This window comes from Psychrobacillus sp. NPDC058041 (assembly GCF_042885655.1).
GTDB lineage: Bacteria > Bacillota > Bacilli > Bacillales_A > Planococcaceae > Psychrobacillus.
This window is the reverse complement of sequence record NZ_JBHVRO010000002.1, coordinates 135,905-159,531: the sequence shown is the minus strand read 5'-3', so window position 1 is coordinate 159,531 and position 23,627 is coordinate 135,905. Positions and strand designations below refer to the sequence as shown.

The following is a 23,627-nucleotide window of genomic DNA, read 5'->3' as shown; positions in this document are numbered from 1 at the left end:
GTAACTAAAATAATCAATTGTAGAGCGGGAGACAAAGTATTCAAAGTATAGCCTGCTCCTGGCCTTAATTCTTCTGATTGAAGATATAGTATTTCAAAGGCTGCATTGTTCTACTCCGTTTATATTTTGGTTTACGGGAAAATCTAATAAGAGTTCAATTACCCACTTCTTTTTTTGAACCATTTGAACCAATTGTTTTATACTCCTTATTTATAACATTTATTATTTTATATGAAAGAGTTTTAATAGAGTGGTTCAAGTGGTTCAAATGACTTTCACACGTTGAGCAAGTAAGGTAGAACTTTAACTTCTTAAATGGTTCGGTTTAATTGTCCTATATTTACTAATCCAGAGTAATCCCTTGAAAAGTACGGGGTTGGCCGTGCTGTCTTTCGCCATCTTGGTATTCTTTACTTATTCGTGAATAAAATTTAGTCCTCGTTATTGGTTTATACCCATTTTTAAAGCACCAGTTATTATACTCGCTGTGTAACAGTTTTTTTTCTATCTTAACTTCAGGAGAAATAGTGCATTGTTCATCCACAAAAGTAGCTACATTATCTATATCCAATTTATATTGCTCTAGCATATTGTTAGTAGTTTCGTTTAAACTGAATTGGCCTTGTTTCTCTAACCTCCCCAATCCTTCTAATGCATAGTTCAACAAACCACTTAACTCTTCAGCAGTTGTTAACTTGTCCATTATGTAAGGATCTGCTTTTATCCCTCCAGGACCGAACTTCACATCAAAAGGAATGATTAACCATCTCCTAAAAAATCCATTTGTTATATCTGCTGATCTAGGGAGTTCATTGGCGGAAAACATGAGACGAGCAAATGGTTTAAAGTTAAAGCTATCTTTTCCTTTAAATTCAGCACTTGTTCTATCACCACTTACAATAGTTTTAAATATGCTTGATTTTTCGAGTGCTTTAGCTGGTATATCAGCAAAAGTATTAACTAATTTCCCATTAATTTGAGCTAGTTTGAAGCGATTATGTTCTAAATCCTGTAATGGAATATTGGAAATGTTTTCAGTACCAATAAAATACTCAAGTAATTCTATAAATTTACTTTTACCGTTACTGCCTTCACCAATCAGCATCACTGCTTTTTCATATCGTGTCATGGGAAGCATTGTATATCCGAACCACTCATAGATCATTGGTATGGTATCTTCCGGAACAACAGTTCTAATAAAAGTATCAACATTTGTAGAAACAGCTTCAGGATTGTATTCAATTGGTAGTTGAATAGTACTGAAATATTCAGGTGAATGCGGGTGTAATTTACGAATCTTCCACTCTAGTAAACCATTCTTCACATTAATAAAAGTTGTACTAGCATTAGCAGCTTCATTTTTTCTATATGTAGCCAATTTGATAAAATGAACAACTTCATCCCCATATGTTTTTTTAAATTGGTTGCCTAGAAGTTCAATACACCTTTTCCTAATTACTATGTCAGATACTTCTCTGTAAACTCCTAATTCATAACGATACAAAAAATTTCCATCATAAATAAAATGGTTTTCTTCCATAATATGTTCTGCTAATACCTTTGGAATAAGTGTTTTTCCTTTTTCCTCTCCGAAATAATTTCTTTGTTCATTTTTCTTTCTATAATCGTTTATGAGCTTTTCTAACTCAGAACTCGTTTCTAAAAATTCCATTTCGTTCATACTACCATCCTTCCTCCCTACAACTACTATCCTTCTTCAATATGGAGATAAATGTTTTGGTTAATTCCTCCATACTTTGCGGAGGGTCACATCTTTTTTCATTCCATATTTTTATTAATTCATATGCGATACCAGCATCTACGTTCTTTCTAAGTAAGTATCCTATTAATGATGCTGTTGAATGGTTTCTCATACCTTCTCCTACACCTTGTAGAAGGCCAACATAATAGCTTGCTGGTTTCTTGTCATACTTTTTACCAGTTTTATCAATAATTGTTTGTACGAGCCAGTTTGGAGCTTCCTGTATGTGTGTTTCTAGAACATGACTTTCTACTTCCCACGTATACTCTTTTCCGCTTATATGCGAGCTTGGAGCTACAATAATGTATCCTCCATCACTTCTTATATCTAGACCAGGAAGAAATTCAACCACATTTTTTAGGTTGCTATTACTCTTGAAAAAAAAGTGTGTTCCACCTGATCCTGATATCTGCATCGGTGTATGCGGGATAGCTCCATAACTATTTTCTAAATCTCGTATAGTTTCATGTCCATCTGCATTTTCATTCATGTCTACGTCCAGTACAAATATTCCACTTATCTCACCACAAGCAACCCCTATATTCGCTTTAGGCCACTTGTTCCACCATTCTTTAATAATCGTTATATCCAACGTAGCGTCTTTAACACCATTCTTTGTCAAAGGATGTTTGCCAGGTCTACAATTTACTTTTTTCCCTTTACAGCTGCATTTTCCGTCTTCTATCCAGTGTAAGGGGAATACTTGCCATCCAAACCTTGTTGCATATAGTAATGCACTTTTCATCATTCTGGTTTCATGTCTCTTTCCTAAAACCATTCATTACACCCCCTACCTCTTCTGTATCTGTTCCGCACATCGCACGGTAGGCTTGACGCAAAATACTTTTATAGTAATTGCGTGAAAGTGGTAGCTTGGTTTTAGGCTGCTGCATCGTTCGATACTCACCTAAATCTTGACATTCTTCGGTTAAATTAAACTTTTCTTTCACGTAAATGTGGTTAGTTCACTCTGTTAACAATTTTTTTAAGTATGAAACCTTTAGTCTATTATTTCCTGTGGACTACGCCGCCAAGCATTAACTGTTTTCTTTGATTGACCGAATAAGAAAACATTTACTCTCTTCACTTAACAACCCACTTTTCGCCCTTGCCTGAGCTTAAATTTTAAATTTTGCTATGAAAAGATCTAAATCTCTTGTATCAATTATGCGAACACCTTCGATACAACTCACTGGAAGTTTATATTTTTCAATCCACATTTTGAGTGTCCCTGGTGAAACGGAAGCGTACTCACTGCATTCTGAAACTCGTAAATACCTCTTCTGACCTTTTTCTTGAACCAAGACCTCAACCGTCTTCATGATCTGTTGCACTATTTCATTTTTCATTGATTGTTGAGTTTCTAATGAAAATATACTGCTCATTTACTCACCTCCTTTTTGGTTGCAGGTTTTTTCTTTAATCGAAAAAATATCATCAAAATTTAATTGCAATCCATCGCATATTTTCTTAGCGGTGTCCGGTCGTGGGGATTGTCTTCCGTTTGAAATTTGGATAATCGTTGACTCTGATAATCCGCATTTACGTGCAAAAGCACGTTTAGAAAACCCATCCTTTGCGATTATCCGATTAAACTCATCACGAAATTTTAATGTAATCAAATTTGTGCACCTCCATCCCAAACAACCAATATCTATTTCATTTTGATTAATTCATTGGTTGTTTCACTTAATAAACAAATCATAATACTGAGTTGATTGGTTGTCAAGTTGTTTTGATTAGTGTATTGGTTATTTTGATTAGTTATGATATTATTGGTTAAACTAAAGGAAAAAAGAGGGACTGCTGATATGAGTTTAATTCACTGTAATTTGAGAGTTTTGATGGCTGAACGAGGGCTTAATATTCAAAAAGTAAAAGATCAAACTACATTATCGAGAACAACTATTTCGAATCTTTACAATAATATTGGCTCGGGGATACAGTTCGGTACGTTACGTGAATTGTGCGAATTACTAAAGTGCCAACCGGGTGACCTGTTTACCTATGTAGACTTTTCTCAAGAATTGGAAGTGTTAACTGAAAAACCGGTCGGAACAATGGAAAAAATAACAAATGGTAAAGACGATGAGGACGGATATGATTACTATTCATCTATCAAAACTGAATTATATATTCGCTGCAAACTAAGATATGAAGAAAATATGCAAGAATTTAATTTTCAACTTGAAGTAAAATACGGGATAGATGAAAAGAAAGAAATTGATAGTTTAAACGTTGGCATTTCCCCTCAATACGATTTCAAGTTATATCAATTAAAGCTTCCTACACATATTGAAAATTTCGTTGAGGGTTACGCACAAGATAAATTAGACGAATTTTTAATAAATTGGGGATACCATTATTATTATGGACAAGAAATTGAAGGAACAACACACATGAGCATTAACCACTATATGTTACTGAATTAAAAGTAAAAATTGTAGATTTTTAATTAGAATTCCAATGATTTTGCTAAATTCGACACTCTCCCATAATTGCCCTTGCCTGGACATACAAGGAGAGAAAAAAATGACAACGATAAAAAAGTACACAAAAAAAGACGGATCTACCGCTTACATGTTTAATGTATATCTTGGTACTGATCCAGTGACTGGGAAACCAAAACGAACAACTAGACGTGGTTTTAAATCCATAAAGGAAGCAAAGCTCACACTTGCTAGATTAGAGATAGACATAGAAGCAAATGGCTTTAAAACTCATAAAAAGATGACTTTTCAAGAAGTCTACGAATTGTGGTTAGAGAACTATCGACATACAGTGAAGCTTTCTACCGTAAATACAACTATCGTTTATTTCAAATCTGCTATACTACCTAAGTTTGAATCCTTGATAATTGATAAAATCACAACCTCTTATTGTCAAAAGGTCGTAAACACATGGTCTAAGCAATACAAAAATTTTAGAAGCTATCGAAACTATGTGAAAATGGTGTTGGACTACGCCACAGTGTTACAGGTAATAACAGAAAATCCAATGCGAAAAATCATTACGCCAAAGCCTGTACAAAAAGTGGAAGAAACAGAACCACTAGAAAACTACTACACCATGCAGCAATTGGAATTATTCTTGAATACCATTGAAAAAAATGAAAAAATGAAAGTTTATGTATTGTTTAGGTTGCTAGCGTTTACTGGAGGAAGAAAGGGAGAAATTTTAGCTTTAACTTGGGAAGACATTGATTTCAAAGAAAAAACTATTCGATTCAATAAAACACTTGCTAAAACGGAACATTCTACTAGATACGTCCAGACCCCTAAAACGCTTCATTCTAAGCGTGTTATAAGCATTGATGATATAACCTTAGATGTACTAGTGAGATGGAAGAAAACGCAAGCTAAACTACTATTGACATATGGTATTAATACAACTTATAAAATCAACCAACCGATAATAGCTTCCACAGATAAAAGAGCTATGAATGACTACCATTCAACTGTATATCCTAACCACCAGTTGAAATCATTGACAAAGAAATATGATTTCCCTGAGATCACCATTCATGGTTTTAGACACACTCACGCTTCCCTACTGTTTGAAGCAGGAGCAAGTATAAAAGATGTACAAGACCGCATTGGCCACATTGATATTAAAACAACCATGAATGTGTATACACACGTAACGCAAAAAATGAAAGATAATACCGCCGAAAAATTCGCGAACTACGTCAAGTTTTGATATTTGGTATTCAATTCGGTATTCAGTAATTTTTTTATGGTCGAAAAACGCTCATAAATAATCAATAAAAGCTAGTATTACCAACACTTAGATAACCTACTGGTTTTAATTGGAATTAAAAGTATAACTAATCTATGCAACTATTTAGAAAATGAGGTATCATCTATGGAATTTTCAAATCGTTTAAAAAGTTTACCAACTCAGTTTTTTGCAACACTTGTTCAAAAGGTATCAGGGGCAATCGCGGAAGGAAGAGATGTGATTAACTTAGGTCAAGGAAATCCAGATCAACCGACACCAGTACATATCGTCAAAGCTTTGCAAGATGCAGCTACAGATCCACAGTCACATAAGTACTCCCCATTTCGAGGAATTAATGAATTAAAACATGCTGCTGCAGATTTTTATAAAAGAGAATATGGTGTAGAAATTTGCCCAGATACAGAAGTAGCAATTATGTTTGGAACGAAAATTGGTCTTGTGGAATTACCGCTAGCGATGATGAATGAAAATGATTTAATGTTATTGCCAGATCCAGGTTATCCGGATTATTTGTCTGGTGTTTCATTAGCAAATGTATGTTACGATACTATGCCTTTATTGGAAGAAAATAATTACTTGCCAGACTACAGTAAATTAACAGAAGAACAAAAAAGAGATGCTAAATTAATGTATTTAAATTATCCAAATAACCCAACTGGAGCAACTGCAACGAAAGAATTCTTTGGAGAAACAGTTACACTTGCAATGGAATCCGATATTGCCATTGTTCATGACTTTGCATATGGAGGAATAGGATTCGATGGAAAGAAACCCGTCAGCTTTTTACAAATAGAAGGTGCAAAAGATGTGGGCATTGAAATGTATACACTTTCAAAAACGTATAATATGGCTGGTTGGAGAGTTGGTTTTGCAGTTGGAAATTCGAAAATGATTGAGGCTATAAATATTATTCAAGATCATTTATTCGTTGGTCTCTTTCCTGCTATTCAATCTGCCGCTGCAGCAGCTCTTAACGAAAGCCAGCAATGTGTGAACGAGTTGGTTTCTTTATATGAAAGAAGAAGAAATGCATTAATTGATGCTTGTACTAGAATAGGTTGGAATGTGACTGCGCCTCAAGGCTCATTCTTTGCGTGGCTACCTGTTCCAAATGGTCACACTAGTGAAACATTCTCAGACTTACTTTTAGAAAAGGTGAATGTAGCAGTTGCACCTGGAAATGGTTTCGGCACATTTGGCGAAGGATATATCCGCGTTGGTTTATTAGTAGATGAAGATCGATTGATAGAAGCGATTAATCGAATCGAAAAACTACAGTTATTTTAAGTAAAATAGTCGTTCTCTTAGACCGAATGCTGTTGCACTCGGTTTTTATGTTTCTCTTCATTAAAAGTGATGAATATTTATATAGCATCGAAAAAATGTTATGATAAAGTGAGTTGTTAAACAAAGTAGGTATATCAAATGGTAAAACGATTAGTAGTAACTGGCTATAAAGCACATGAGTTGGGTATATTTAATGATTCTCACCCCGGTATTCCAATTATTAAAAAAGCTATTAAAAACCAATTAATTGCATTAATCAATGAGGGTTTGGAATGGCTTATATTAAGCGGGCAACAAGGCGTCGAATCGTGGACGGCTGAGCTTGTTTTGGAAATGAAAGAAGAATTTCCACACTTAAAATACGCTATTATTACACCCTTTTTAGAACAAGAAAAAAATTGGAACGAACTTAAACAAGAAAAATACCAGGCCTTACTATTTCAAGCTGATTTTCAAACAAGCCTTACAAAAAAAACGTATGAGGCACCTTGGCAATTCGTTGAAAAAAACAAATTTTTTTTAAGAAATTCGGATGGTATTCTTATTGTATATGATGAAGAAAATGAAGGTTCTCCTAAGTACATAAAAATACTTGCAGAAAAATATGCTGAAAAAGAAAATTACTCCATTTTCTTAATAGATGCATATGATCTTCAACTAATAGCAGAAGAAATTGCAGAAGAAGAGAGGAATAATTTTATATGATATCAAAAAAGTTATTGAAAAAAATCGAAGAAACAAATAATGAAGTGGAATTATTTATAGAGGAAAAAGAATATGCCGAAAGAAATAATTTACTTCAAGAAGGGCAAACTGTAGTTATTAAAGAAAAAATTGATCAGTTTTCAGATGGGATTATTGAAAGATACAATAAAGAAACTGACGAACTTATTTCCAAGGAATCAGTAGGATTTTTAGATTCTCCGCTAGCATACTTTAAAGAAAATCAAAATGAATATTTATTTTTGGAATCTGAAAGCTTTGATATCATAGGTGTTGATGCTATTGCATTAGAATTCGATGAAGTATTTGAAGTGCACACTGCAATGTTTGGGTTAGCAGTTCAAAAGAAGTTTGGGCAATCCTTACGTGATTATCTAAACGAACATTTCAATTCTGAAAAAATGAACTATAGCTTAATGTTTTCTGGAGAAGATGGTTTATGGGAAGTTAATCTCCCATTAAATTATTTAGATCAGTTTAAAGAGAACTTTACTTTAAAAGAGACTATGCACTTTTTGTTCACATTTATTTTTTCATTAGTCGAAGCCACTGAAAATTAATATATTTTCGAAACAGTCATGAATGTTAATACATTCATGACTGTTTTAATTTTCACGTTTGTTCTGTTTGTTTCGGTGCCAGGCACATGTAATATATTTGTAATATGTTAGAAGTGTTCTAAATAGTGATGCATATGTCAAATGATTATGGCCAAACTAATGAAGATGATTCATCACATTTTCTACAAGGAGGAAAAATTGGAATGACTCAAAATCCATTTGGACAAAATCAAAGTCAAGGTCAAACTCATCAAAATATGCAAACTGGTAATGTTACTCAACAAATGAACCATGGTGGACATGAATTGTTTGATGTACACGAACTTTTATCTTGTGTGGTAGCTGGATTAAATTTAAAAACGATACTTCGCCCCCATGTAAAAGACCAAGAACTACTGAGTATTCTAGATCGCCAATATACATTTGGAGTGGATGAATACAATATTATTGTCGAATCTTTCAAAACTGGTAAAGACCCTTCTCACCCAACTTCAAGTTATAAAATGCAAACTGGCAACGATTTTGTTTATGGAATGAAGCCATCACAACCTAAAAAGCCAATGCAAAATGCTAACGAAATATCTGATGAAATGATTTCTGGATATTTACTTGGTTCAGCAAAGACTTCTGCAACAACCAAAGCAACAGTAGCTTTAGAAACAACGAATCCAGTCGTTCGTAGAGTTATTGCAGATTCTATTCCAAACTGCATTGAAATGGCTTATGAGCTTTCCATTTATCAAAACAAACATCACTATTATCAAGTTCCACAACTAGATCAACAAAACATGCAGGAATTGCTAAATGCTTTTGCTCCTGTCCAAGGACAAGCCATGAATAAAATGCAATAATCTCTATTTCGTCCCTATTCCTTTAGGGGCGAGTTTTTATTTTCTGCATTGTTTCTTTTACAATTTAACATATAATAGAATAAAGCAATTATTTATGCAAAGAAAAGGTGAAAAACATGCGTGTTGCAATTTTCGATTTTGATGGCACACTATATGCAGAGGAAACATTTAAGCTTCTCATGAATCATTTAAAGGAACATTCGGTTTATCAATCGAGATACAAAAAATTTTACAGATCCATTGTTCCTCCTTATATTGCAAATAAACTAAAGCTTTTTTCTACCTCGAAAATGAAAGAGCTTTCGATGCAATTGTATTTGGAAGTTTTTGAAGGTTTATCTGAGCTGGAAATGGATGCTTTTTTTGAAGAACTAACAGAAAAAATGCAAAAAGATTTTAATAAAGAAGTTGTTTCCAGACTTAAAAGACATCAAAAAGAAAACATACATATATTGCTTGTTTCAGGTGCCTATACACAATTTTTATATCAAGTTACATCAGGAATTTCTTTTGACCAAATTATTGGTACAGATATATTATATAAAGAAAACCGAGTAGATACAGAAACTCGAATTACACATGTCAATGGCATTCAAAAAACTAAAAAGATAATATCTGCATTAGAAGGCTACCCTATAGACTGGGAAAATAGTTATGCATATGGTGATAGCTATTCTGATTTCCCTGTACTTGAACTAGTTGGTAACCCAGTTGCAGTGAGACCAGAAGCTAAACTTCGAAGCGTCGCAAAAAAGCGCGGTTGGGAGATTATTTAAAATATATAATAAGAGACTGGGATCTCCAAGTAAATGGACTCCCTTATCTTATTAGCCTCTTAGATGTATTCTGTTTCTATATTAGCCATAATTTAGACTGTTTCATCACCTAATATAATATTCACTATTTTTTGCAAACTCGTGCATATCAGTGAAACGAAAAACAAACCCGCGGATATTCCATCAATTGATCTCAAGATTTTCGCTGACGATTATCATTCAACACACCTTCTAAATTATTCAACTTGATGGTATTCATAACTAAATCTGTAATCTCTAGCTCCAAACACTCCTATCTAAATAGTAGAAGCTACTATTAAACCTTCTCTACCCAAACTTCACGAATAAATGCTTCCTCGGGTGACCCTCCAAATTAAATTATTCCAGGACGGCAAGCTCCAAAAATCACTATTTAAAGTTGGTCGTTGAAAAAGTATTTCTCCAAGTTTGTTACAAATTATTGCAGAAACACTTTCATTTAAAATCATTTAAGTTTCTATTTTATTTCTCAGTTCTTTATAGATGTCCGACTTCGCCATTTGAAATATCTAAGTAAGGTGATCACTTCCAAGGTGCGGCGGTGATGGCTCATCACTCACCCCGCAGAAAGCGGAAATTATGCTGATTGCGTGTTTTATGATCTAAATATTATTTATTAAATTGATTGCCTTTTCCTCAAGTGTATTTTCAATAAACATCTTCTCTCTTATTATCAATCATCATTAGAAAAGAAAACAAAAATGAAAATAGGAACTAAACTATTAAATTTTCCAATATAAGAGATGTAAATGTTATTCCGAAAAATAATGGGTTCGTAACAAACTTTTTCTTCCCCAAACAAAAGGAATTAATCATTGGTATTAGGTTAAACTAAACCATAATTCAATCAATTGGAAAGAGGAAGATTTGTATGGAAAAAAATAATTGCGATTTTTCACCATTAAAAGAAAAGTTAAAAAAAGGGCTCGAAAATATATCGATTGAAGTTAATATGGGATTAAAAACTTTAGACAATGATAACTTTTGTCTTTTAGGGAAACTTGCTACTATAAAAGAACAGTTTGAAAAGGCAGAAGGAATGGCAGCATCATTTTATTTAAATTGTTATTTGTCTCCATTTACTGATAAATATTTAGATATCTCTACATCCATTCAACATCTATCTAATCAAAGACATGGTGCGTTAATTGTGATTGAAAGAGAGGACCATCTGGATTCTTTCATTCGGCCAGGTACTGTAATAGGTGCAAAGTTAACACATTCATTATTAGAATCAATCTTTTATCCTGGGAACCCTCTTCATGATGGTGCTGTTTTAGTTCGTAATAGCCAAATATTTTCCGCAGCAAATGTTCTCCCTTTATCGAACATAATTGTCGGTGAAAAAAAACTGGGAACACGGCATCGTGCTGCTATAGGTTTATCAGAAAAAAGTGACGCTCTAGTTCTAGTTGTTTCCGAAGAAACAGGAAGAGTTTCTTTTGCTATGAATGGAGAGCTACATCCTATAATTACTACTAGTTCATTATTAGTTTAACTAAAAGAAAAAGAAATTTGGATGGAGATCAGTGTATATTCAATACTACAAACAATTCTATAAAATTTATAAACAATTCCATAATCTATAACACATTAGTCCAATTTCATTCTAATTTATCACATAACATATTTCTAAGGGTGTAAACTTTTATCCCTTAATCTCAATATGGTGGGTGGTGAAATATATGAGTTATGCAGATGGTGGAACGAACTCAAACTTCGCTTTAATCGTAGTATTATTTATACTCCTTATCATTGTAGGGGCTTCTTTTTTAGGAAACTACTAATCTCACATCCCACTTAATTCTCAAAGTGTCCGAATAAGAACAAAGGGTAGATTTAAAAATCTACCCTTTTGTTCTGTACATTATTAGATTTTTATAAATTATGTATAATTCATAAACAAATAGTTCACTTTCTTCTAATATTGGATACTGATTACTTTCTTTAAAGATTCAAATTATTTAAAAAGGAATCACAACAATTAGCGATTCCTTTTATCTATAATATTATTAGAGACGAACATCAATTTTTTTTTCTTGTAGAAATGTTTTAATTTCAGAAATAGTATAATCCCCGTAGTGGATCATCGAAGCAACAAGTGCTGCATCTGCTTTTCCTTCTGTAAATACTTCTTCAATATGCTCCATTTTTCCAGCACCACCAGAAGCGATTATTGGGACCTTTACTTTTTCTGAAAGTAATTTTATTAGATCTATATCGTAACCATTTTTCATACCGTCTTTATGAATGCTTGTACAAATGATTTCGCCAGCTCCAAGTTCTGTTGCCTGCTGGGCCCATTCAACAACATCCATTCCTGTTTTTTCATGACCGGAATGAGTATATACTTCCCATCGAATAATTTTATGATCTTCATTATAAATCGGCATAGCATCTAATCCTAAAACAACACATTGCTTGCCATAAATTTCTGAGGCTTCTTTAAGCAATTCCGGGCGTTGTACTGCTGCAGAGTTTACACCTACCTTATCTGCCCCTGCTCGAAGGAGGTTTTTAAAATCATTAACTGTTCGCACTCCACCTATCACGGAAAAAGGAATGTAAACTTGCTCTGCTACTTTTCGAATCCATTCAATTTTAAGATCTTGATTTTTCAGTGAAGCAGTTGTATCTAGATAAATTAATTCGTCCGCACCATCTTCGGTGTACTTTTTTCCTAGCTCGGCAGGATCTCCAATTATAGTAGGATTTCTGAATTGTACATATTTTACGGCTTTGTCATTCAATACATCGATTGCTGGAACTATTCTTTTTCTAAGCATATATGTTAACTCCTTATTTACAATAATTGTCTAATAGTTGAATGCCATACTTTCCGCTTTTTTCTGGATGGAACTGAACTCCCATGACTTGTTCATTGCCAATAGCACTAGCAAAATCTATGCCATAGTTTGTTAATCCAAGAATATTTTTTTCTTCCAAAGGCTTTGCGAAATAAGAATGAACAAAATAGAAATCTGTGCTATCAGGAATATTGTTGAATAAAAAATTGTTTTGAACATCTTTTACTTGATTCCAACCCATATGTGGAATTTTTTCAGTTTCCTCTTTAAACTCCGTAACCGTTCCTTTCAGAAAACCTAAACATTCCACATTGCCTTCCTCACTAGATTCTAAAAGTAGCTGCATTCCTAAACAAATTCCTAATAAAGGAGTTCCTTTTGCAACTTCATTTCTTAAATAATCACTCAAACCAGATTCATTCAAAACATCCATTGCGACTTTTGCATTCCCAACTCCAGGAAGTATTAGCTTGGAAATGGACTCATCATGATTAATTGGTTTTGTTACAAGTTTGGTTTCATAACCTAATCCAGTTATTGCTTTCAACACACTATGTAAATTACCTGCTCCGTAATCTATGATTCCAATCATGTTCTTGCCCCCACTTTTAGTATGCTATTATTATGCCATCTAAAAACAAAAAATAAAACAAAAACTTTAGTACACTAGCAGAGTGAAATGAAAAGAATGTCCTTATTACAAAATTGTTACAGGTGCCTGGCACCAAAACAATCATAATAATTGTGAAATTCGTGAAAAATAAAACAAACATGAAAATCGTGAATTTCACGTTTTTCATGTTTGTTTAAAAATATATAATTATACTAAAAATATTTTAACTCGCTTTTTCTACTATTTCCCCTATATCCAACTCAAACACTAATCGTAGAATGCAGAAACTACTACTCTTTTACTCTCTAAAGTTTCTCTTATATATTTTGCGAAAGATACGGTGTGCCCCCCATCGCCATGAATACATATTGTATCTGCTCTTACCAAAACTTCCGATTGTTGTTGGGATATTATTTTCCCTTCCGTTACCATTTTTACAACTTGGTTAATGGATTTGTTAGTATCCGTAATTAATGCATCACTTTGTTGACGAGAAGTTAATGTTCCATCTGACTGATATGTTCGATCTGCAAATACCTCATGAGCTGTACGTAAGCCAATTTTTTCTCCAGCTGTTGTTAGTTCACTATTTGCTAATCCAATCAAAATTAATGAAGGAGAAACATCATAGACTGCTTGCGCTATTGCTTGTGCTAGCATAGTATCTTTAGCTGCCATATTATATAATGCTCCATGTGGCTTAACATGTTGCATCTGTTCTTCAAAAGTTTCTAGAAAACCATTTAATGCACCTATTTGGTAGACAACCATATCGTATCCTTCTTGTGGAGTGATCATCATCTCTCTTCTACCAAATCCATATAAATCAGGTAATCCAGGATGTGCACCTATTTTAACACCATTTTCTATCGCTAATTTTACTGTTTCTCGCATAACGCTTGGATCTCCAGCATGAAACCCACATGCAATATTAGCAGATGTAACATATTTCAATATGTCCTTTTGTTCTCCTAATTTGTATAGACCAAAACTTTCTCCAAGGTCACAATTCAAGTCAACTCTAAACATACACATCTCCCCCATGAAATATTAATATAAATTTATAATAAAGCATCGGTTCAGAATTACGAAACTTTAATTATTTTACTTTAACCAAGTCTATCATAATGATTTTTCTATAATAGTAATTCCGCTGTTTCATTTAAACATTTTGAAATATGATCGTCTTGTAATTTACTTTTAGAGAATTATAATAATTATTATCCGATTTTATAACTTTCATAATATATTTCAAAACTTAGGAGCTGTTATCATGTCCGTTCATCATAGTGAAGTCAAGATAGTACCACTAGGAGATTCAGCATTAATCGTACGGCTCGGTGAAGGTATTAATTCTACTCTACATAAAAAAGTTAAAAACCTTTCAGAGCTCTTAACAGAACACCCATTTGAGGGGTTTATTGAATTGGTGCCTGCCTACAATAATATAACCATATATTACAATCCATACATTGTACATACTTCGCAAAAAGGAACTTTTACCGCTTTCGAAAAAGTATGCACTCATATAATTGAGTTAGTAAAACAATTTAAAATTAATAAAAGCGAAAGTCCAAGGCTTGTCTCCATACCCGTTTGTTACGGAGGAGAATTCGGACCCGATTTAAAAGATGTTGCACTATATCATAATATGACACAAGAAGAGGTCATCCGAATTCATTCGGAAAGTGAGTGTTTAGTTTATATGCTTGGTTTTGCACCAGGCTTTCCTTTAATGGGGGGGATGGATGAAAGAATAGCTACCCCTCGAAAAGAAACACCGAGACTATCTATCAAGCCTGGCTCAGTAGGTATTGCTGGTAAACAAACAGGAGTTTATCCATTAGAAACTCCTGGAGGTTGGCAAATTATTGGACGAACGCCGCTTAATTTATTTCTCCCTCATATGTCACCTCCAACTTTACTCCAATCAGGGGACAGAATTCAATTTGTTCCTATTTCTCCTAGTGATTACATAAAAAATAAGGGGATGCTGTAATGAGTGTACGAGTACTAAATTCAGGTTTGCTAACAACTATTCAAGACATCGGGAGATTCGGTTCACAAAAGTATGGTGTCATTGTTAGTGGTGCGATGGATATCTATTCATTGAGACTTGCAAATCTATTAGTTGGTAATAGAGAGAATGAAGCAGCACTTGAAATTACCTTATATGGAGCAACTCTTCAATTCGATGAAGATACAGTAGTCGCTATCACTGGTGGTGACTTTCTGACTACAATAGACGGAATAATTGTTCCTATTTGGCGGCCAGTTCTTATAAAGAAAAAATCTATCCTAAAATTTAATTCTGCGATTAAAGGATGTAGAGCATATGTCGCTATCGCTGGAGGAGTTAATATTCCTGAAATTATGGGAAGTAAAAGTACATATCTTCGAGCAAAATTAGGTGGATTTGATGGAAGAGCTTTGCAAAAAGGAGACATCTTGCCAATTGGAGACAGAAATAAGTTAAATAATGAAATAAAAAAGTATATTGAAACTAATACTATTTCTTGGTCAATTAATTTAAATGAATTGATAAGTTTCAAGTCAGATCAAACCATTAGAGTGTTAAAAGGGACGGAATTCGATCGGTTTGACAAAGAAAGTCAAAAAACTTTTTTTGAACATCCATACTCCGTTACATTACAGTCTGACCGAATGGGATATCGCCTTGAAGGCACTCCAATTTCATTATCGAATAACTTTGACCTTATTTCCGAAGGAGTTACTTTTGGTACAATTCAGATTCCTCCTAATGGACAGCCTATCATTCTAATGGCAGATAGACAGACCACTGGAGGATACCCTAAAATCGGTCAAGTAATAACGGCTGACTTACCAAGTCTTGCCCAGCTACAACCAAGAGCAATTATTCGTTTCAAGGAAATCACACTCGAAGAGGCAGAAAATATATTATTTCAAAATGAACAAATAATAAATAGAATAAAAACATCTATATATTTTAAAATGTTTAATTAGTCAAAGAAAAATCTCTATTCAAATGAAATAGAGATTTTTCTTAATTAATCTGTTACAGGTATGTAACAGGTGCCTGGCACCAAAACAATTGTGATAATCGTGAAAACTAAAACAAACATGAAAATCGTGAATTTCACGTTTTTCATGTTTGTTTGTTTCAATACAACAATTATTTTACTTTGTTATAAAATTCAACAAAGTTATTTACAACTTGATCAAGGAAAGCGATTGTACCTTCGTCCGTTAATTCGTTTTGCTCATTCATTTTAGTATGAATTGCGCCAATATATACTTCATTATTTGGAAGTAATTTTGGTTGTAATGTTGGATTTGTAATGATTTCTCTTAAATGCATTTGTGCACGTACACTTCCTAGTACACCCATTGAAGAACCTACTATAAAAGTTGGTTTGTCTTTCATGTCATGTCCGCTACGAGACATCCAATCTATAGCATTTTTTAATGCACCTGGAATTGAGAAATTGTACTCTGGTACTGCAAATAAAACTGCTTCTGTATTGCGAACCTTTAATTTAAAATCCATTGCACCTTTTGGTGGATTTTCTTCAATATCTGCACTAAACATTTCTACTTCATTAATAGACACGATTTCAATATCTAATTTATCCGCATAACGATCTTTCATATATTTTACTAGCTTTAGGTTATAGGATTCTTTTCTGTTGCTTCCAATAATTGCTGCTACTTTAATTGCCATCAGTAAATCTCCTCTTTCTGTTTCTAATCTATTTTATTTCTTGCTAAGAAATATTCTTAGCGAATTATGACGTTTTTTAGTATACCACTTGAATACAAATTTATGCTTGTCCTATGCTTAGTACTTCCATGCAAACAATTTGAATTCACTTTCAAAATAATGCATTCAATATTTTCTGAACATATTGACAAATTTTGAGACAACTATATAATTTAAATTAAACGTTTCCATCAAATGAAAACACTTTCCGATAGACGGAAAATGGAAATGTTTATCACTCAATTATGTATGAATTTTATAGTACCATCAGGTAATGGACAATGGGTGACGGTATTTCCAACCTTATCCTCCCTACTTCTGGGGTTCTAATGGCAACTTTAGCTTTATTCGGTATTCCGTATACAAAGTGACTAAAATGGTTTTCCCATTCGTAGGTATTTTAGTCATTATCTCTGTATCTTTTTTATTGTTTGCTCAATTCACAAAATATGGTCCATTTTAATTATTGGAGGTAATAATATTGGCAATTAAACAAGAATCAATTAAAGAAGAAATTATTAGCTGGAGAAGACATATTCACGAAAATCCAGAATTAGGTTTTGAGGAAGTTGAAACATCTAATTTTATTTATGAATTACTAGAAACATTTCCTAATTTAGAAGTTTCAAGACCAACAAAAACAAGCGTTCTAGCAGTATTAAAAGGTAAAAAAGTAACCGAGAGCCCTCTTTCTATTGCATTCCGTGCTGATATAGATGCACTTCCGATTGTAGAAGAAACAGATGTTCCTTTCAAATCAAAAAATGTAGGTGTAATGCATGCTTGTGGGCATGATACACACACTGCTATGTTACTAGGTGCTGCAAAAGAGCTTTCCACGAGAATAGAAGAAATTAGCGGAGAAATTCGATTTATCTTTCAGCATGCTGAAGAAGTTAGTCCTGGCGGAGCTCTTGGATTAGTAGAACAAAGAGTAGTAGATGGAGTAGATCATATTTTCGCATTACATGTAGACCCATATTTAAAATCAGGAACAATTGGAATGAAGGATGACGTATGGTGTGCTGCTATCGATGATTTTGAAATAACTATTATTGGTAAAGGCGGACATGCTGCAATGCCTGAAAAAACAATAGATCCAATTGTAATTGGTGCAGAGGTTGTAACTAACCTTCAACAAATAGTAGCTAGAAAAATTTCTGCATTACAAGTACCTGTTTTATCTGTTGTTGTCTTCCAAAGCGGAAATGTTTTAAATGTAATTCCTGAAACTGCATACATAGGAGGTACATTGCGTTCACTTGACCATTTAAGTCGAAATGAAGCAAAAAAATATGTCAATCAGATTGTCAAAGGAATTACAGAGGCACACGGAGCATCTTATAAAATTAATTGGATGGATGGATATGATCCAGTTATAAATGATAAAGAAACGGTTGCAATCTCTAGAAACGCAGCAATAGAAGTATTTGGGAAAGAATATGTTATTCATCAAGATAAACCAATGTTTGGTGGAGAAGATTTCTCTGCTTATTTACAAAAAGCTCCTGGTTCTATGCAATTTATCGGCATTTATAACGAAAAGCTTGGTAATGACTTCCCTCTTCATCACCCTAAATTTATGGTAGACGAGGATGCTTTACAATATGGCACAGAATATTTTGTTAAAATAGCTGAAAACATATGTATGAAATAAGTATAGCTAACAGGAGGTTACCCATAATCATCGGTAACCTCCTTTTCTATTATTACAAAGGTATTACTGGTGCCTGGCACCAGTAATACCTTTGTAATAAATAAATACACATAATTTGTTACATTATTTCGAATTCTCTAAATTATTGTAGCGATTCACCACTGTGGCGTGTTAAAATATATAAATATTTAATATATTGGAGGTTGGAAAAATCATGATGCAAGTAGCAGATGTGAAATCGATACAAGTAGAAAACGTGCTAATTGCACATCAATTCCTAAAAGATGTTGTGGTCCACACACCATTACAAAAAAACGAATATTTATCTGAAAAATACAATTGCACCGTTTATATTAAAAGAGAAGATTTACAGCATGTTCGCTCTTTTAAATTACGTGGAGCATATTACAAAATTAAGTCAATTGAGAATGAGGCTCGAGCGAGTGGTGTGGTATGTGCAAGTGCTGGGAATCATGCACAAGGCGTTGCATATGCTTGTGCACATTTAAGAATAACGGCCAAAATTTTTATGCCCCTCACTACACCTAAACAAAAAATTGACCAAGTAAGGATGTTTGGTCGTGAATTTGTTGAAATATTACTTTCTGGCGATACATTTGATGATTCTGCACAAAGCGCGATTGCCTGCGCGGAAGCAGAAGATCGAATTTTCATCCACCCTTTTGATGACCGGGATATCATTGCCGGTCAAGGAACAGTTGCTGTTGAAATTATGAATGACATTGAAGAACCAATAGATTTTGTATTCGGTAGTATTGGTGGCGGTGGTTTAATTTCTGGGATTTCTACTTATATAAAGAATCTCTCTTCTCAAACAAAAATTATTGGTGTAGAACCTGCTGGTGCTGGTAGTATGAAAGCTGCTTTAGAAAATAAAGGCCCCTTTGTTCTTGAAACAATCGATAAATTTGTAGATGGAGCAGCAGTTAAATGTGCAGGAAGTCTCACTTATGAAATTTGTCAAAAATATTTGGATGATATTGTGCTCGTTCCAGAGGGGAAAGTTTGTTCAACTATTTTAGACTTGTACAATAAACATGCAATTATTGCTGAACCTGCTGGGGCACTTCCTATTTCAGCGTTAGACTATTATCAGCACCAAATTAAAGGTAAAACTGTTGTATGCGTTATTAGTGGTGGGAATAATGATATTGGTAGAATGCAAGAGATTAAAGAAAAGTCATTAATACATGAAGGACTTCTATATTATTTCATTGTTAGCTTCCCTCAGAGAGCTGGAGCCTTACGGGAATTTCTTGATAAAGTACTCGGTCCAAACGATGATATTACAACATTTGAATATACTAAGAAAAATAATAAAGAAAGTGGACCTGCCTTAGTTGGAATTGAATTGAAAAATAGTAATGATTATATCAACTTAATTTCTCGAATGATTGAGAATGGATTTTCTTATAAAGAAGTGAACAAAGATAGTACTCTTTTCGATTTATTAATTTAATATAACTTAAACAACACTTGTGATACCAGTTCTCACAAGTGTTTTTATTACTGATTATCGGGTATTTTGTCGAAAACTTTTATATTTCATTCCTAGTAAAATACTTATTACTTTGATATAATCATTCTTGTATTATAAATATTCTAATCTAGGAGGAAATAGTCAATGACAGAGAATCAAGAAAACAACAAATTGACAACAGCAGCTGGAGCACCTGTAGTAGACAATCAGAACTCTATGTCTGCGGGACCACGTGGACCATTATTACTTCAAGATGTTTGGTTATTAGAAAAACTGGCACACTTTGATAGAGAAGTTATTCCAGAACGTCGTATGCACGCGAAAGGTTCGGCAGCATATGGTAAATTTACTGTTACTAATGACATTACTCAATATACAAAAGCAAGTATTTTCTCCGAAATTGGAAAAGAAACTGAAATGTTTGTACGTTTCTCCACAGTAGCTGGTGAACGTGGAGCTGCTGATGCAGAACGTGATATTCGTGGATTTTCAATGCGATTTTACACAGACCAAGGAAACTGGGATTTAGTCGGAAATAATACACCTGTATTCTTCTTCCGTGACCCACTTAACTTTCCAGATTTAAACCATGCAGTTAAACGTGATCCACGTACAAATATGCGTAGTGCAAATAACAATTGGGATTTTTGGACATCATTACCTGAAGCGCTTCATCAAGTGACTATTGTAATGAGTGATCGTGGTATTCCTGAAACATATCGTCATATGCATGGTTTTGGAAGCCATACATTCAGTATGATAAATGCTAATAACGAGCGAGTTTGGGTAAAATTCCATATGCGATCTCAGCAACCAATTAAAAACTTAACGGATCAAGAAGCAGAGACTCTTGTAGGGAAAGACCGTGAAAGTCATCAACGTGATCTTTTTGAAAGTATCGAAAAAGGTGATTTCCCAAAATGGAAAATGTATATTCAAGTAATGACAGAAGAACAAGCAAATAATATGCCTTATAATCCATTTGATTTAACAAAAGTTTGGTACAAAAAAGATTTCCCTTTAATTGAAGTTGGTGAATGGGAACTAAATCGCAACCCTGAAAACTATTTTGCAGAAGTCGAACAAGCTGCATTTACACCAGCTAATGTAGTACCAGGTATTAGCTTCTCTCCTGACAGAATGTTACAAGGGCGATTATTCTCTTATGGTGATGCACAGCGCTATCGTCTTGGTGTTAACCATCACCAAATTCCAGTCAATCAACCGAAATGCCCTGTTCACTCTTTCCATAGAGATGGCGCAATGCGTACAGATGGTAACTTAGGAGGAACACTTCACTACGAACCAAACAGTTACGGTCAATGGAAAGCACAACCTGAATTTAAAGAACCACCTCTAGCGATAAATGGTGCAGCTTCTATTTGGGACTTCCGAGAGGACGACGATAATTACTTTGAACAACCTGGGAAATTATTCAATTTGATGAGTCCAGAACAACAACAAGTATTGTTTGAAAATACCGCTCGTAATATGAATGGTGTAGAAGAATATATTAAAGTTCGTCACATTATTCATTGCTACAAAGCTGATCCTGCATACGGAAAAGGTCTTGCCGATGTAATGGAAATTCCTTGGGGGAATATCGAAGCAGCAATGGCTTAACATAATCTATACTGAGGGCTATCCTTTTTTAAAGGATAGCCCTATTTATTAAAATCAAAAAAGAACTGTTCTTAAGTCGAATAAGACTTTAAGAAACAGTTCTTTCTCTTTTTCATTCAGATAGAAGCGTACGGTCACTTGTTAACTTTTCACCACGGATTCGTTGAAACTCTTCCATTAGTTTTGCAATTGTTAAACCATTCTTCTCTACTTCATCAACTTCTAAAATAATTTGACCTTTATCCATCATAATTAATCGATTACCTAGGTCTAGAGCTTGTTGCATATTATGCGTAACCATAAGCGTAGTAAGTTGATCCTCTTCAACAAGTTGCTTCGTTAAATTAGTAATTAATTCTGCTCGGGAAGGATCAAGAGCTGCCGTATGCTCATCTAATAATAATATAGATGGCTTTGTAAATGTCGCCATTAAAAGTGAAAGTGCCTGCCTTTCTCCCCCGGACAACAAACCTACTTTTGCATTTAAACGAGTATCTAAATTCAAGTGCAACTTCTCAAGTGATTGAATAAAAAACTCTCTTCTCTTTTTATCCACACCGATTTTTAATCCACGCTTTTTATTTCTCGAAAATGCAAGTGCAAGATTTTCTTCTATCGTCATCGAAGGCGCAGTTCCTGCCATAGGATCTTGAAAAACTCGACCGATATACTGAGACCTTTTATACTCAGGTAATTTAGAAACGTCATTACCATCTATTACTATCTTTCCAAAGTCAGGTGTGAGTGCGCCAGATATCATATTCATCATAGTGGACTTACCTGCTCCATTACTTCCAATCACTGTGACAAAATCTCCAGCTTTTAATTCTAAATTAATTTGATCTAATGCAATTTTCTCATCTGCAGTTGCTTCATTAAAGATTTTATTTATCGATTGAAGTTTAAGCAAGATCATTCCCCTCCTGCTTTAAGACTTGAACTTCGGAAATAGTACGCTGCATATGACGTCTTGCTTTTCTTCTTTTTTCTCGTCGTTTATCAATGTATTGAGGCAATATTAGAGCAGCAATAACAATTATTGCTGTTATTAATTTCATATCCCCTGTATCTAATAAATCTATACGAAGGGCAAGTGCTAATACAATGCGGTAGACAATCGCACCAGATATAACAGCTAACGTAGTACGAATTATCGTCTTCGTTCCAAAAATTGCTTCTCCGATAATTACGGATGCTAATCCAATTACTATCATTCCGATGCCCATTCCTATATCTGCGAACTTTGCATATTGTGCAATTAATGCTCCAGAGAGCGCAACGAGTGCATTTGAAATTCCTAATCCTATGATGACTAAATTGTCTGTATTCGCGGAAAAGCTTCGAATCATTTTTTTATTGTCACCAGTTGCTCGAATGGCAAGACCAACTTCTGTTTTCAAAAACCAATCTACAATTAATTTGATGATCAATACTATAATACCTACTACAACAATTGTTCCCCATGTACCAGGAACGTACTGCACGCCAATACTTTCTAGTAAACTATTTATTGTTTCATCAATTCCTAATTTACCCCACCACCTATAAAATAGGCTAAACAAAGTTTCCGAATTTAAAAGGGGGATATTTGGTCGACCAATCGAATTTTCCGAAGTTAAACCCATTATTCGAAGATTGATAGAATATAAAGCAATCATCATTAAAATTCCTGATAATAACGGATTTATTTTCCCTTTAGTATGTAATAAACCTGTTAAGCATCCTGCAATAAATCCAGCAACAATAGCAGTTAAAGTTGCAAGAACAGGGTGGTACCCTAATACAATCATTGTAGCAGCTGTTCCAGCACCTGTAACGAAACTCCCATCTACAGTTAAGTCTGGAAAATCTAGCACTCGGAACGTTAGATATACTCCGAGTGCCATAATTGCATAAATGATTCCTTGCTCAACAGATCCAAATATAGCTGTAAACATAAAGAACC

The 23,627-nt window shown here is 34.0% G+C and carries 25 protein-coding genes; 15 read left to right on the top strand and 10 right to left on the bottom strand.

Annotation, left to right across the window (positions count from 1 at the left end; genetic code table 11):
* Window positions 1–343: 343 nt before the first annotated feature.
* The 4 genes from ACFVR1_RS03295 to ACFVR1_RS03280 form a co-directional block, all read right to left on the bottom strand.
* The gene (locus tag ACFVR1_RS03295) at window positions 344–1,681 is read right to left on the bottom strand and encodes a DNA primase family protein (protein ID WP_387580328.1); all 1,338 of its coding nucleotides are present in this window, start codon (window positions 1,679–1,681) and stop codon (window positions 344–346) included.
* Between the two features lies 1 nt (window position 1,682).
* Complete coding sequence (locus tag ACFVR1_RS03290) at window positions 1,683–2,540, bottom strand: bifunctional DNA primase/polymerase (protein ID WP_387580326.1); 858 nt, start codon at window positions 2,538–2,540, stop codon at window positions 1,683–1,685.
* Between the two features lie 340 nt (window positions 2,541–2,880).
* Window positions 2,881–3,147, bottom strand: coding sequence for a hypothetical protein (locus ACFVR1_RS03285; RefSeq protein WP_387580324.1), 267 nt, complete (start codon window positions 3,145–3,147; stop codon window positions 2,881–2,883).
* Window positions 3,148–3,384 (bottom strand): helix-turn-helix transcriptional regulator, encoded by a 237-nt coding sequence (locus ACFVR1_RS03280; RefSeq protein WP_387580322.1) that lies wholly within the window; start codon window positions 3,382–3,384, stop codon window positions 3,148–3,150.
* Window positions 3,385–3,573: 189 nt separating this feature from the next.
* Between ACFVR1_RS03280 and ACFVR1_RS03275 the strand changes: the two genes are divergently transcribed.
* The 9 genes from ACFVR1_RS03275 (at window position 3,574) to ACFVR1_RS03235 (ending at window position 11,526) form a co-directional block, all read left to right on the top strand.
* Window positions 3,574–4,194, top strand: coding sequence for a helix-turn-helix domain-containing protein (locus ACFVR1_RS03275; protein ID WP_387580319.1), 621 nt, complete (start codon window positions 3,574–3,576; stop codon window positions 4,192–4,194).
* A gap of 100 nt (window positions 4,195–4,294) precedes the next feature.
* Window positions 4,295–5,461: a tyrosine-type recombinase/integrase gene (locus ACFVR1_RS03270; protein ID WP_387580317.1), complete on the top strand. Its 1,167-nt coding sequence runs from the start codon at window positions 4,295–4,297 to the stop codon at window positions 5,459–5,461.
* 165 nt (window positions 5,462–5,626) lie between these two features.
* Window positions 5,627–6,790, top strand: coding sequence for a pyridoxal phosphate-dependent aminotransferase (locus tag ACFVR1_RS03265; RefSeq protein ID WP_387580314.1), 1,164 nt, complete (start codon window positions 5,627–5,629; stop codon window positions 6,788–6,790).
* 138 nt (window positions 6,791–6,928) lie between these two features.
* Complete coding sequence (locus ACFVR1_RS03260; RefSeq protein ID WP_387580312.1) at window positions 6,929–7,495, top strand: SLOG family protein; 567 nt, start codon at window positions 6,929–6,931, stop codon at window positions 7,493–7,495.
* The gene (locus ACFVR1_RS03255; protein ID WP_387580309.1) at window positions 7,492–8,073 is read left to right on the top strand and encodes a branched-chain amino acid aminotransferase; all 582 of its coding nucleotides are present in this window, start codon (window positions 7,492–7,494) and stop codon (window positions 8,071–8,073) included. The genes ACFVR1_RS03260 and ACFVR1_RS03255 overlap by 4 nt, the downstream gene beginning before the upstream one ends.
* A gap of 203 nt (window positions 8,074–8,276) precedes the next feature.
* Window positions 8,277–8,924 (top strand): spore coat protein, encoded by a 648-nt coding sequence (locus tag ACFVR1_RS03250; protein ID WP_387580307.1) that lies wholly within the window; start codon window positions 8,277–8,279, stop codon window positions 8,922–8,924.
* A 116-nt stretch (window positions 8,925–9,040) separates the two neighbouring features.
* Window positions 9,041–9,700, top strand: a complete 660-nt coding sequence (locus ACFVR1_RS03245; protein WP_387580305.1) for an HAD family hydrolase — start codon at window positions 9,041–9,043, stop codon at window positions 9,698–9,700.
* A gap of 910 nt (window positions 9,701–10,610) precedes the next feature.
* The gene (gene cdaS, locus ACFVR1_RS03240) at window positions 10,611–11,237 is read left to right on the top strand and encodes a sporulation-specific diadenylate cyclase CdaS (RefSeq protein WP_387580302.1); all 627 of its coding nucleotides are present in this window, start codon (window positions 10,611–10,613) and stop codon (window positions 11,235–11,237) included.
* 187 nt (window positions 11,238–11,424) lie between these two features.
* Window positions 11,425–11,526: a YjcZ family sporulation protein gene (locus tag ACFVR1_RS03235; RefSeq protein ID WP_387580299.1), complete on the top strand. Its 102-nt coding sequence runs from the start codon at window positions 11,425–11,427 to the stop codon at window positions 11,524–11,526.
* 225 nt (window positions 11,527–11,751) lie between these two features.
* Here ACFVR1_RS03235 and hisF read toward each other — a convergent pair whose 3' ends face one another.
* The 3 genes from hisF to ACFVR1_RS03220 all read right to left on the bottom strand — a co-directional run bounded on the left by hisF (window position 11,752) and on the right by ACFVR1_RS03220 (window position 14,188).
* Window positions 11,752–12,525, bottom strand: a complete 774-nt coding sequence (gene hisF, locus ACFVR1_RS03230; protein WP_387580297.1) for an imidazole glycerol phosphate synthase subunit HisF — start codon at window positions 12,523–12,525, stop codon at window positions 11,752–11,754.
* Between the two features lie 13 nt (window positions 12,526–12,538).
* Window positions 12,539–13,138 carry an imidazole glycerol phosphate synthase subunit HisH gene (gene hisH / locus ACFVR1_RS03225; protein WP_387580294.1) on the bottom strand — a complete coding sequence of 200 codons (600 nt, stop codon included), beginning with the start codon at window positions 13,136–13,138 and terminating at the stop codon, window positions 12,539–12,541.
* Between the two features lie 288 nt (window positions 13,139–13,426).
* Entirely contained in the window at window positions 13,427–14,188 is a 762-nt protein-coding gene (locus ACFVR1_RS03220) for a LamB/YcsF family protein (RefSeq protein WP_387580291.1), read from the bottom strand.
* A 244-nt stretch (window positions 14,189–14,432) separates the two neighbouring features.
* Between ACFVR1_RS03220 and pxpB the strand changes: the two genes are divergently transcribed.
* Both pxpB and ACFVR1_RS03210 read left to right on the top strand, forming a co-directional pair.
* The gene (gene pxpB / locus ACFVR1_RS03215; RefSeq protein ID WP_387580288.1) at window positions 14,433–15,158 is read left to right on the top strand and encodes a 5-oxoprolinase subunit PxpB; all 726 of its coding nucleotides are present in this window, start codon (window positions 14,433–14,435) and stop codon (window positions 15,156–15,158) included.
* Window positions 15,158–16,144, top strand: coding sequence for a 5-oxoprolinase subunit C family protein (locus ACFVR1_RS03210; protein ID WP_387580286.1), 987 nt, complete (start codon window positions 15,158–15,160; stop codon window positions 16,142–16,144). Before pxpB ends, ACFVR1_RS03210 begins: the two co-directional genes overlap by 1 nt.
* A 169-nt stretch (window positions 16,145–16,313) precedes the next feature.
* Here ACFVR1_RS03210 and ACFVR1_RS03205 read toward each other — a convergent pair whose 3' ends face one another.
* The gene (locus ACFVR1_RS03205; protein ID WP_387580284.1) at window positions 16,314–16,862 is read right to left on the bottom strand and encodes an NADPH-dependent FMN reductase; all 549 of its coding nucleotides are present in this window, start codon (window positions 16,860–16,862) and stop codon (window positions 16,314–16,316) included.
* Between the two features lie 320 nt (window positions 16,863–17,182).
* Between ACFVR1_RS03205 and ACFVR1_RS03200 the strand changes: the two genes are divergently transcribed.
* The 4 genes from ACFVR1_RS03200 to ACFVR1_RS03185 all read left to right on the top strand — a co-directional run bounded on the left by ACFVR1_RS03200 (window position 17,183) and on the right by ACFVR1_RS03185 (window position 21,682).
* Entirely contained in the window at window positions 17,183–17,272 is a 90-nt protein-coding gene (locus ACFVR1_RS03200) for a hypothetical protein (protein WP_387580282.1), read from the top strand.
* A gap of 110 nt (window positions 17,273–17,382) precedes the next feature.
* Window positions 17,383–18,558 (top strand): amidohydrolase, encoded by a 1,176-nt coding sequence (locus ACFVR1_RS03195; RefSeq protein WP_387580279.1) that lies wholly within the window; start codon window positions 17,383–17,385, stop codon window positions 18,556–18,558.
* 217 nt (window positions 18,559–18,775) lie between these two features.
* Window positions 18,776–20,038, top strand: a complete 1,263-nt coding sequence (ilvA, locus tag ACFVR1_RS03190; protein WP_387581216.1) for a threonine ammonia-lyase IlvA — start codon at window positions 18,776–18,778, stop codon at window positions 20,036–20,038.
* A 165-nt stretch (window positions 20,039–20,203) separates the two neighbouring features.
* Window positions 20,204–21,682: a catalase gene (locus ACFVR1_RS03185; RefSeq protein ID WP_387580277.1), complete on the top strand. Its 1,479-nt coding sequence runs from the start codon at window positions 20,204–20,206 to the stop codon at window positions 21,680–21,682.
* A gap of 112 nt (window positions 21,683–21,794) precedes the next feature.
* On the opposite strand, the gene ACFVR1_RS03180 is transcribed toward ACFVR1_RS03185, so the two are convergent.
* Both ACFVR1_RS03180 and ACFVR1_RS03175 read right to left on the bottom strand, forming a co-directional pair.
* On the bottom strand, window positions 21,795–22,592 hold the full coding sequence (locus tag ACFVR1_RS03180) for an ABC transporter ATP-binding protein (protein WP_387580274.1): 798 nt from the start codon (window positions 22,590–22,592) through the stop codon (window positions 21,795–21,797).
* Entirely contained in the window at window positions 22,585–23,619 is a 1,035-nt protein-coding gene (locus ACFVR1_RS03175) for an ABC transporter permease (protein WP_387580271.1), read from the bottom strand. Before ACFVR1_RS03175 ends, ACFVR1_RS03180 begins: the two co-directional genes overlap by 8 nt.
* Between the last annotated feature and the right edge of the window lie 8 nt (window positions 23,620–23,627).

Coding starts and splice junctions, on each gene's coding strand:
- ACFVR1_RS03290 (WP_387580326.1), bottom strand. CDS start 2,540: ATGGTTTTAGGAAAGAGACATGAAACCAGAATGATGAAAAGTGCATTA.
- ACFVR1_RS03220 (WP_387580291.1), bottom strand. CDS start 14,188: ATGTTTAGAGTTGACTTGAATTGTGACCTTGGAGAAAGTTTTGGTCTA.
- hisF (WP_387580297.1), bottom strand. CDS start 12,525: ATGCTTAGAAAAAGAATAGTTCCAGCAATCGATGTATTGAATGACAAA.
- cdaS (WP_387580302.1), top strand. CDS start 10,611: ATGGAAAAAAATAATTGCGATTTTTCACCATTAAAAGAAAAGTTAAAA.
- ACFVR1_RS03210 (WP_387580286.1), top strand. CDS start 15,158: ATGAGTGTACGAGTACTAAATTCAGGTTTGCTAACAACTATTCAAGAC.
- ACFVR1_RS03260 (WP_387580312.1), top strand. CDS start 6,929: ATGGTAAAACGATTAGTAGTAACTGGCTATAAAGCACATGAGTTGGGT.
- ACFVR1_RS03255 (WP_387580309.1), top strand. CDS start 7,492: ATGATATCAAAAAAGTTATTGAAAAAAATCGAAGAAACAAATAATGAA.
- ACFVR1_RS03275 (WP_387580319.1), top strand. CDS start 3,574: ATGAGTTTAATTCACTGTAATTTGAGAGTTTTGATGGCTGAACGAGGG.
- hisH (WP_387580294.1), bottom strand. CDS start 13,138: ATGATTGGAATCATAGATTACGGAGCAGGTAATTTACATAGTGTGTTG.
- ilvA (WP_387581216.1), top strand. CDS start 18,776: ATGCAAGTAGCAGATGTGAAATCGATACAAGTAGAAAACGTGCTAATT.
- ACFVR1_RS03265 (WP_387580314.1), top strand. CDS start 5,627: ATGGAATTTTCAAATCGTTTAAAAAGTTTACCAACTCAGTTTTTTGCA.
- ACFVR1_RS03205 (WP_387580284.1), bottom strand. CDS start 16,862: ATGGCAATTAAAGTAGCAGCAATTATTGGAAGCAACAGAAAAGAATCC.
- pxpB (WP_387580288.1), top strand. CDS start 14,433: ATGTCCGTTCATCATAGTGAAGTCAAGATAGTACCACTAGGAGATTCA.
- ACFVR1_RS03235 (WP_387580299.1), top strand. CDS start 11,425: ATGAGTTATGCAGATGGTGGAACGAACTCAAACTTCGCTTTAATCGTA.
- ACFVR1_RS03295 (WP_387580328.1), bottom strand. CDS start 1,681: ATGAACGAAATGGAATTTTTAGAAACGAGTTCTGAGTTAGAAAAGCTC.
- ACFVR1_RS03250 (WP_387580307.1), top strand. CDS start 8,277: ATGACTCAAAATCCATTTGGACAAAATCAAAGTCAAGGTCAAACTCAT.
- ACFVR1_RS03175 (WP_387580271.1), bottom strand. CDS start 23,619: ATGTTTACAGCTATATTTGGATCTGTTGAGCAAGGAATCATTTATGCA.
- ACFVR1_RS03200 (WP_387580282.1), top strand. CDS start 17,183: ATGGGTGACGGTATTTCCAACCTTATCCTCCCTACTTCTGGGGTTCTA.
- ACFVR1_RS03285 (WP_387580324.1), bottom strand. CDS start 3,147: ATGAGCAGTATATTTTCATTAGAAACTCAACAATCAATGAAAAATGAA.
- ACFVR1_RS03270 (WP_387580317.1), top strand. CDS start 4,295: ATGACAACGATAAAAAAGTACACAAAAAAAGACGGATCTACCGCTTAC.
- ACFVR1_RS03245 (WP_387580305.1), top strand. CDS start 9,041: ATGCGTGTTGCAATTTTCGATTTTGATGGCACACTATATGCAGAGGAA.
- ACFVR1_RS03185 (WP_387580277.1), top strand. CDS start 20,204: ATGACAGAGAATCAAGAAAACAACAAATTGACAACAGCAGCTGGAGCA.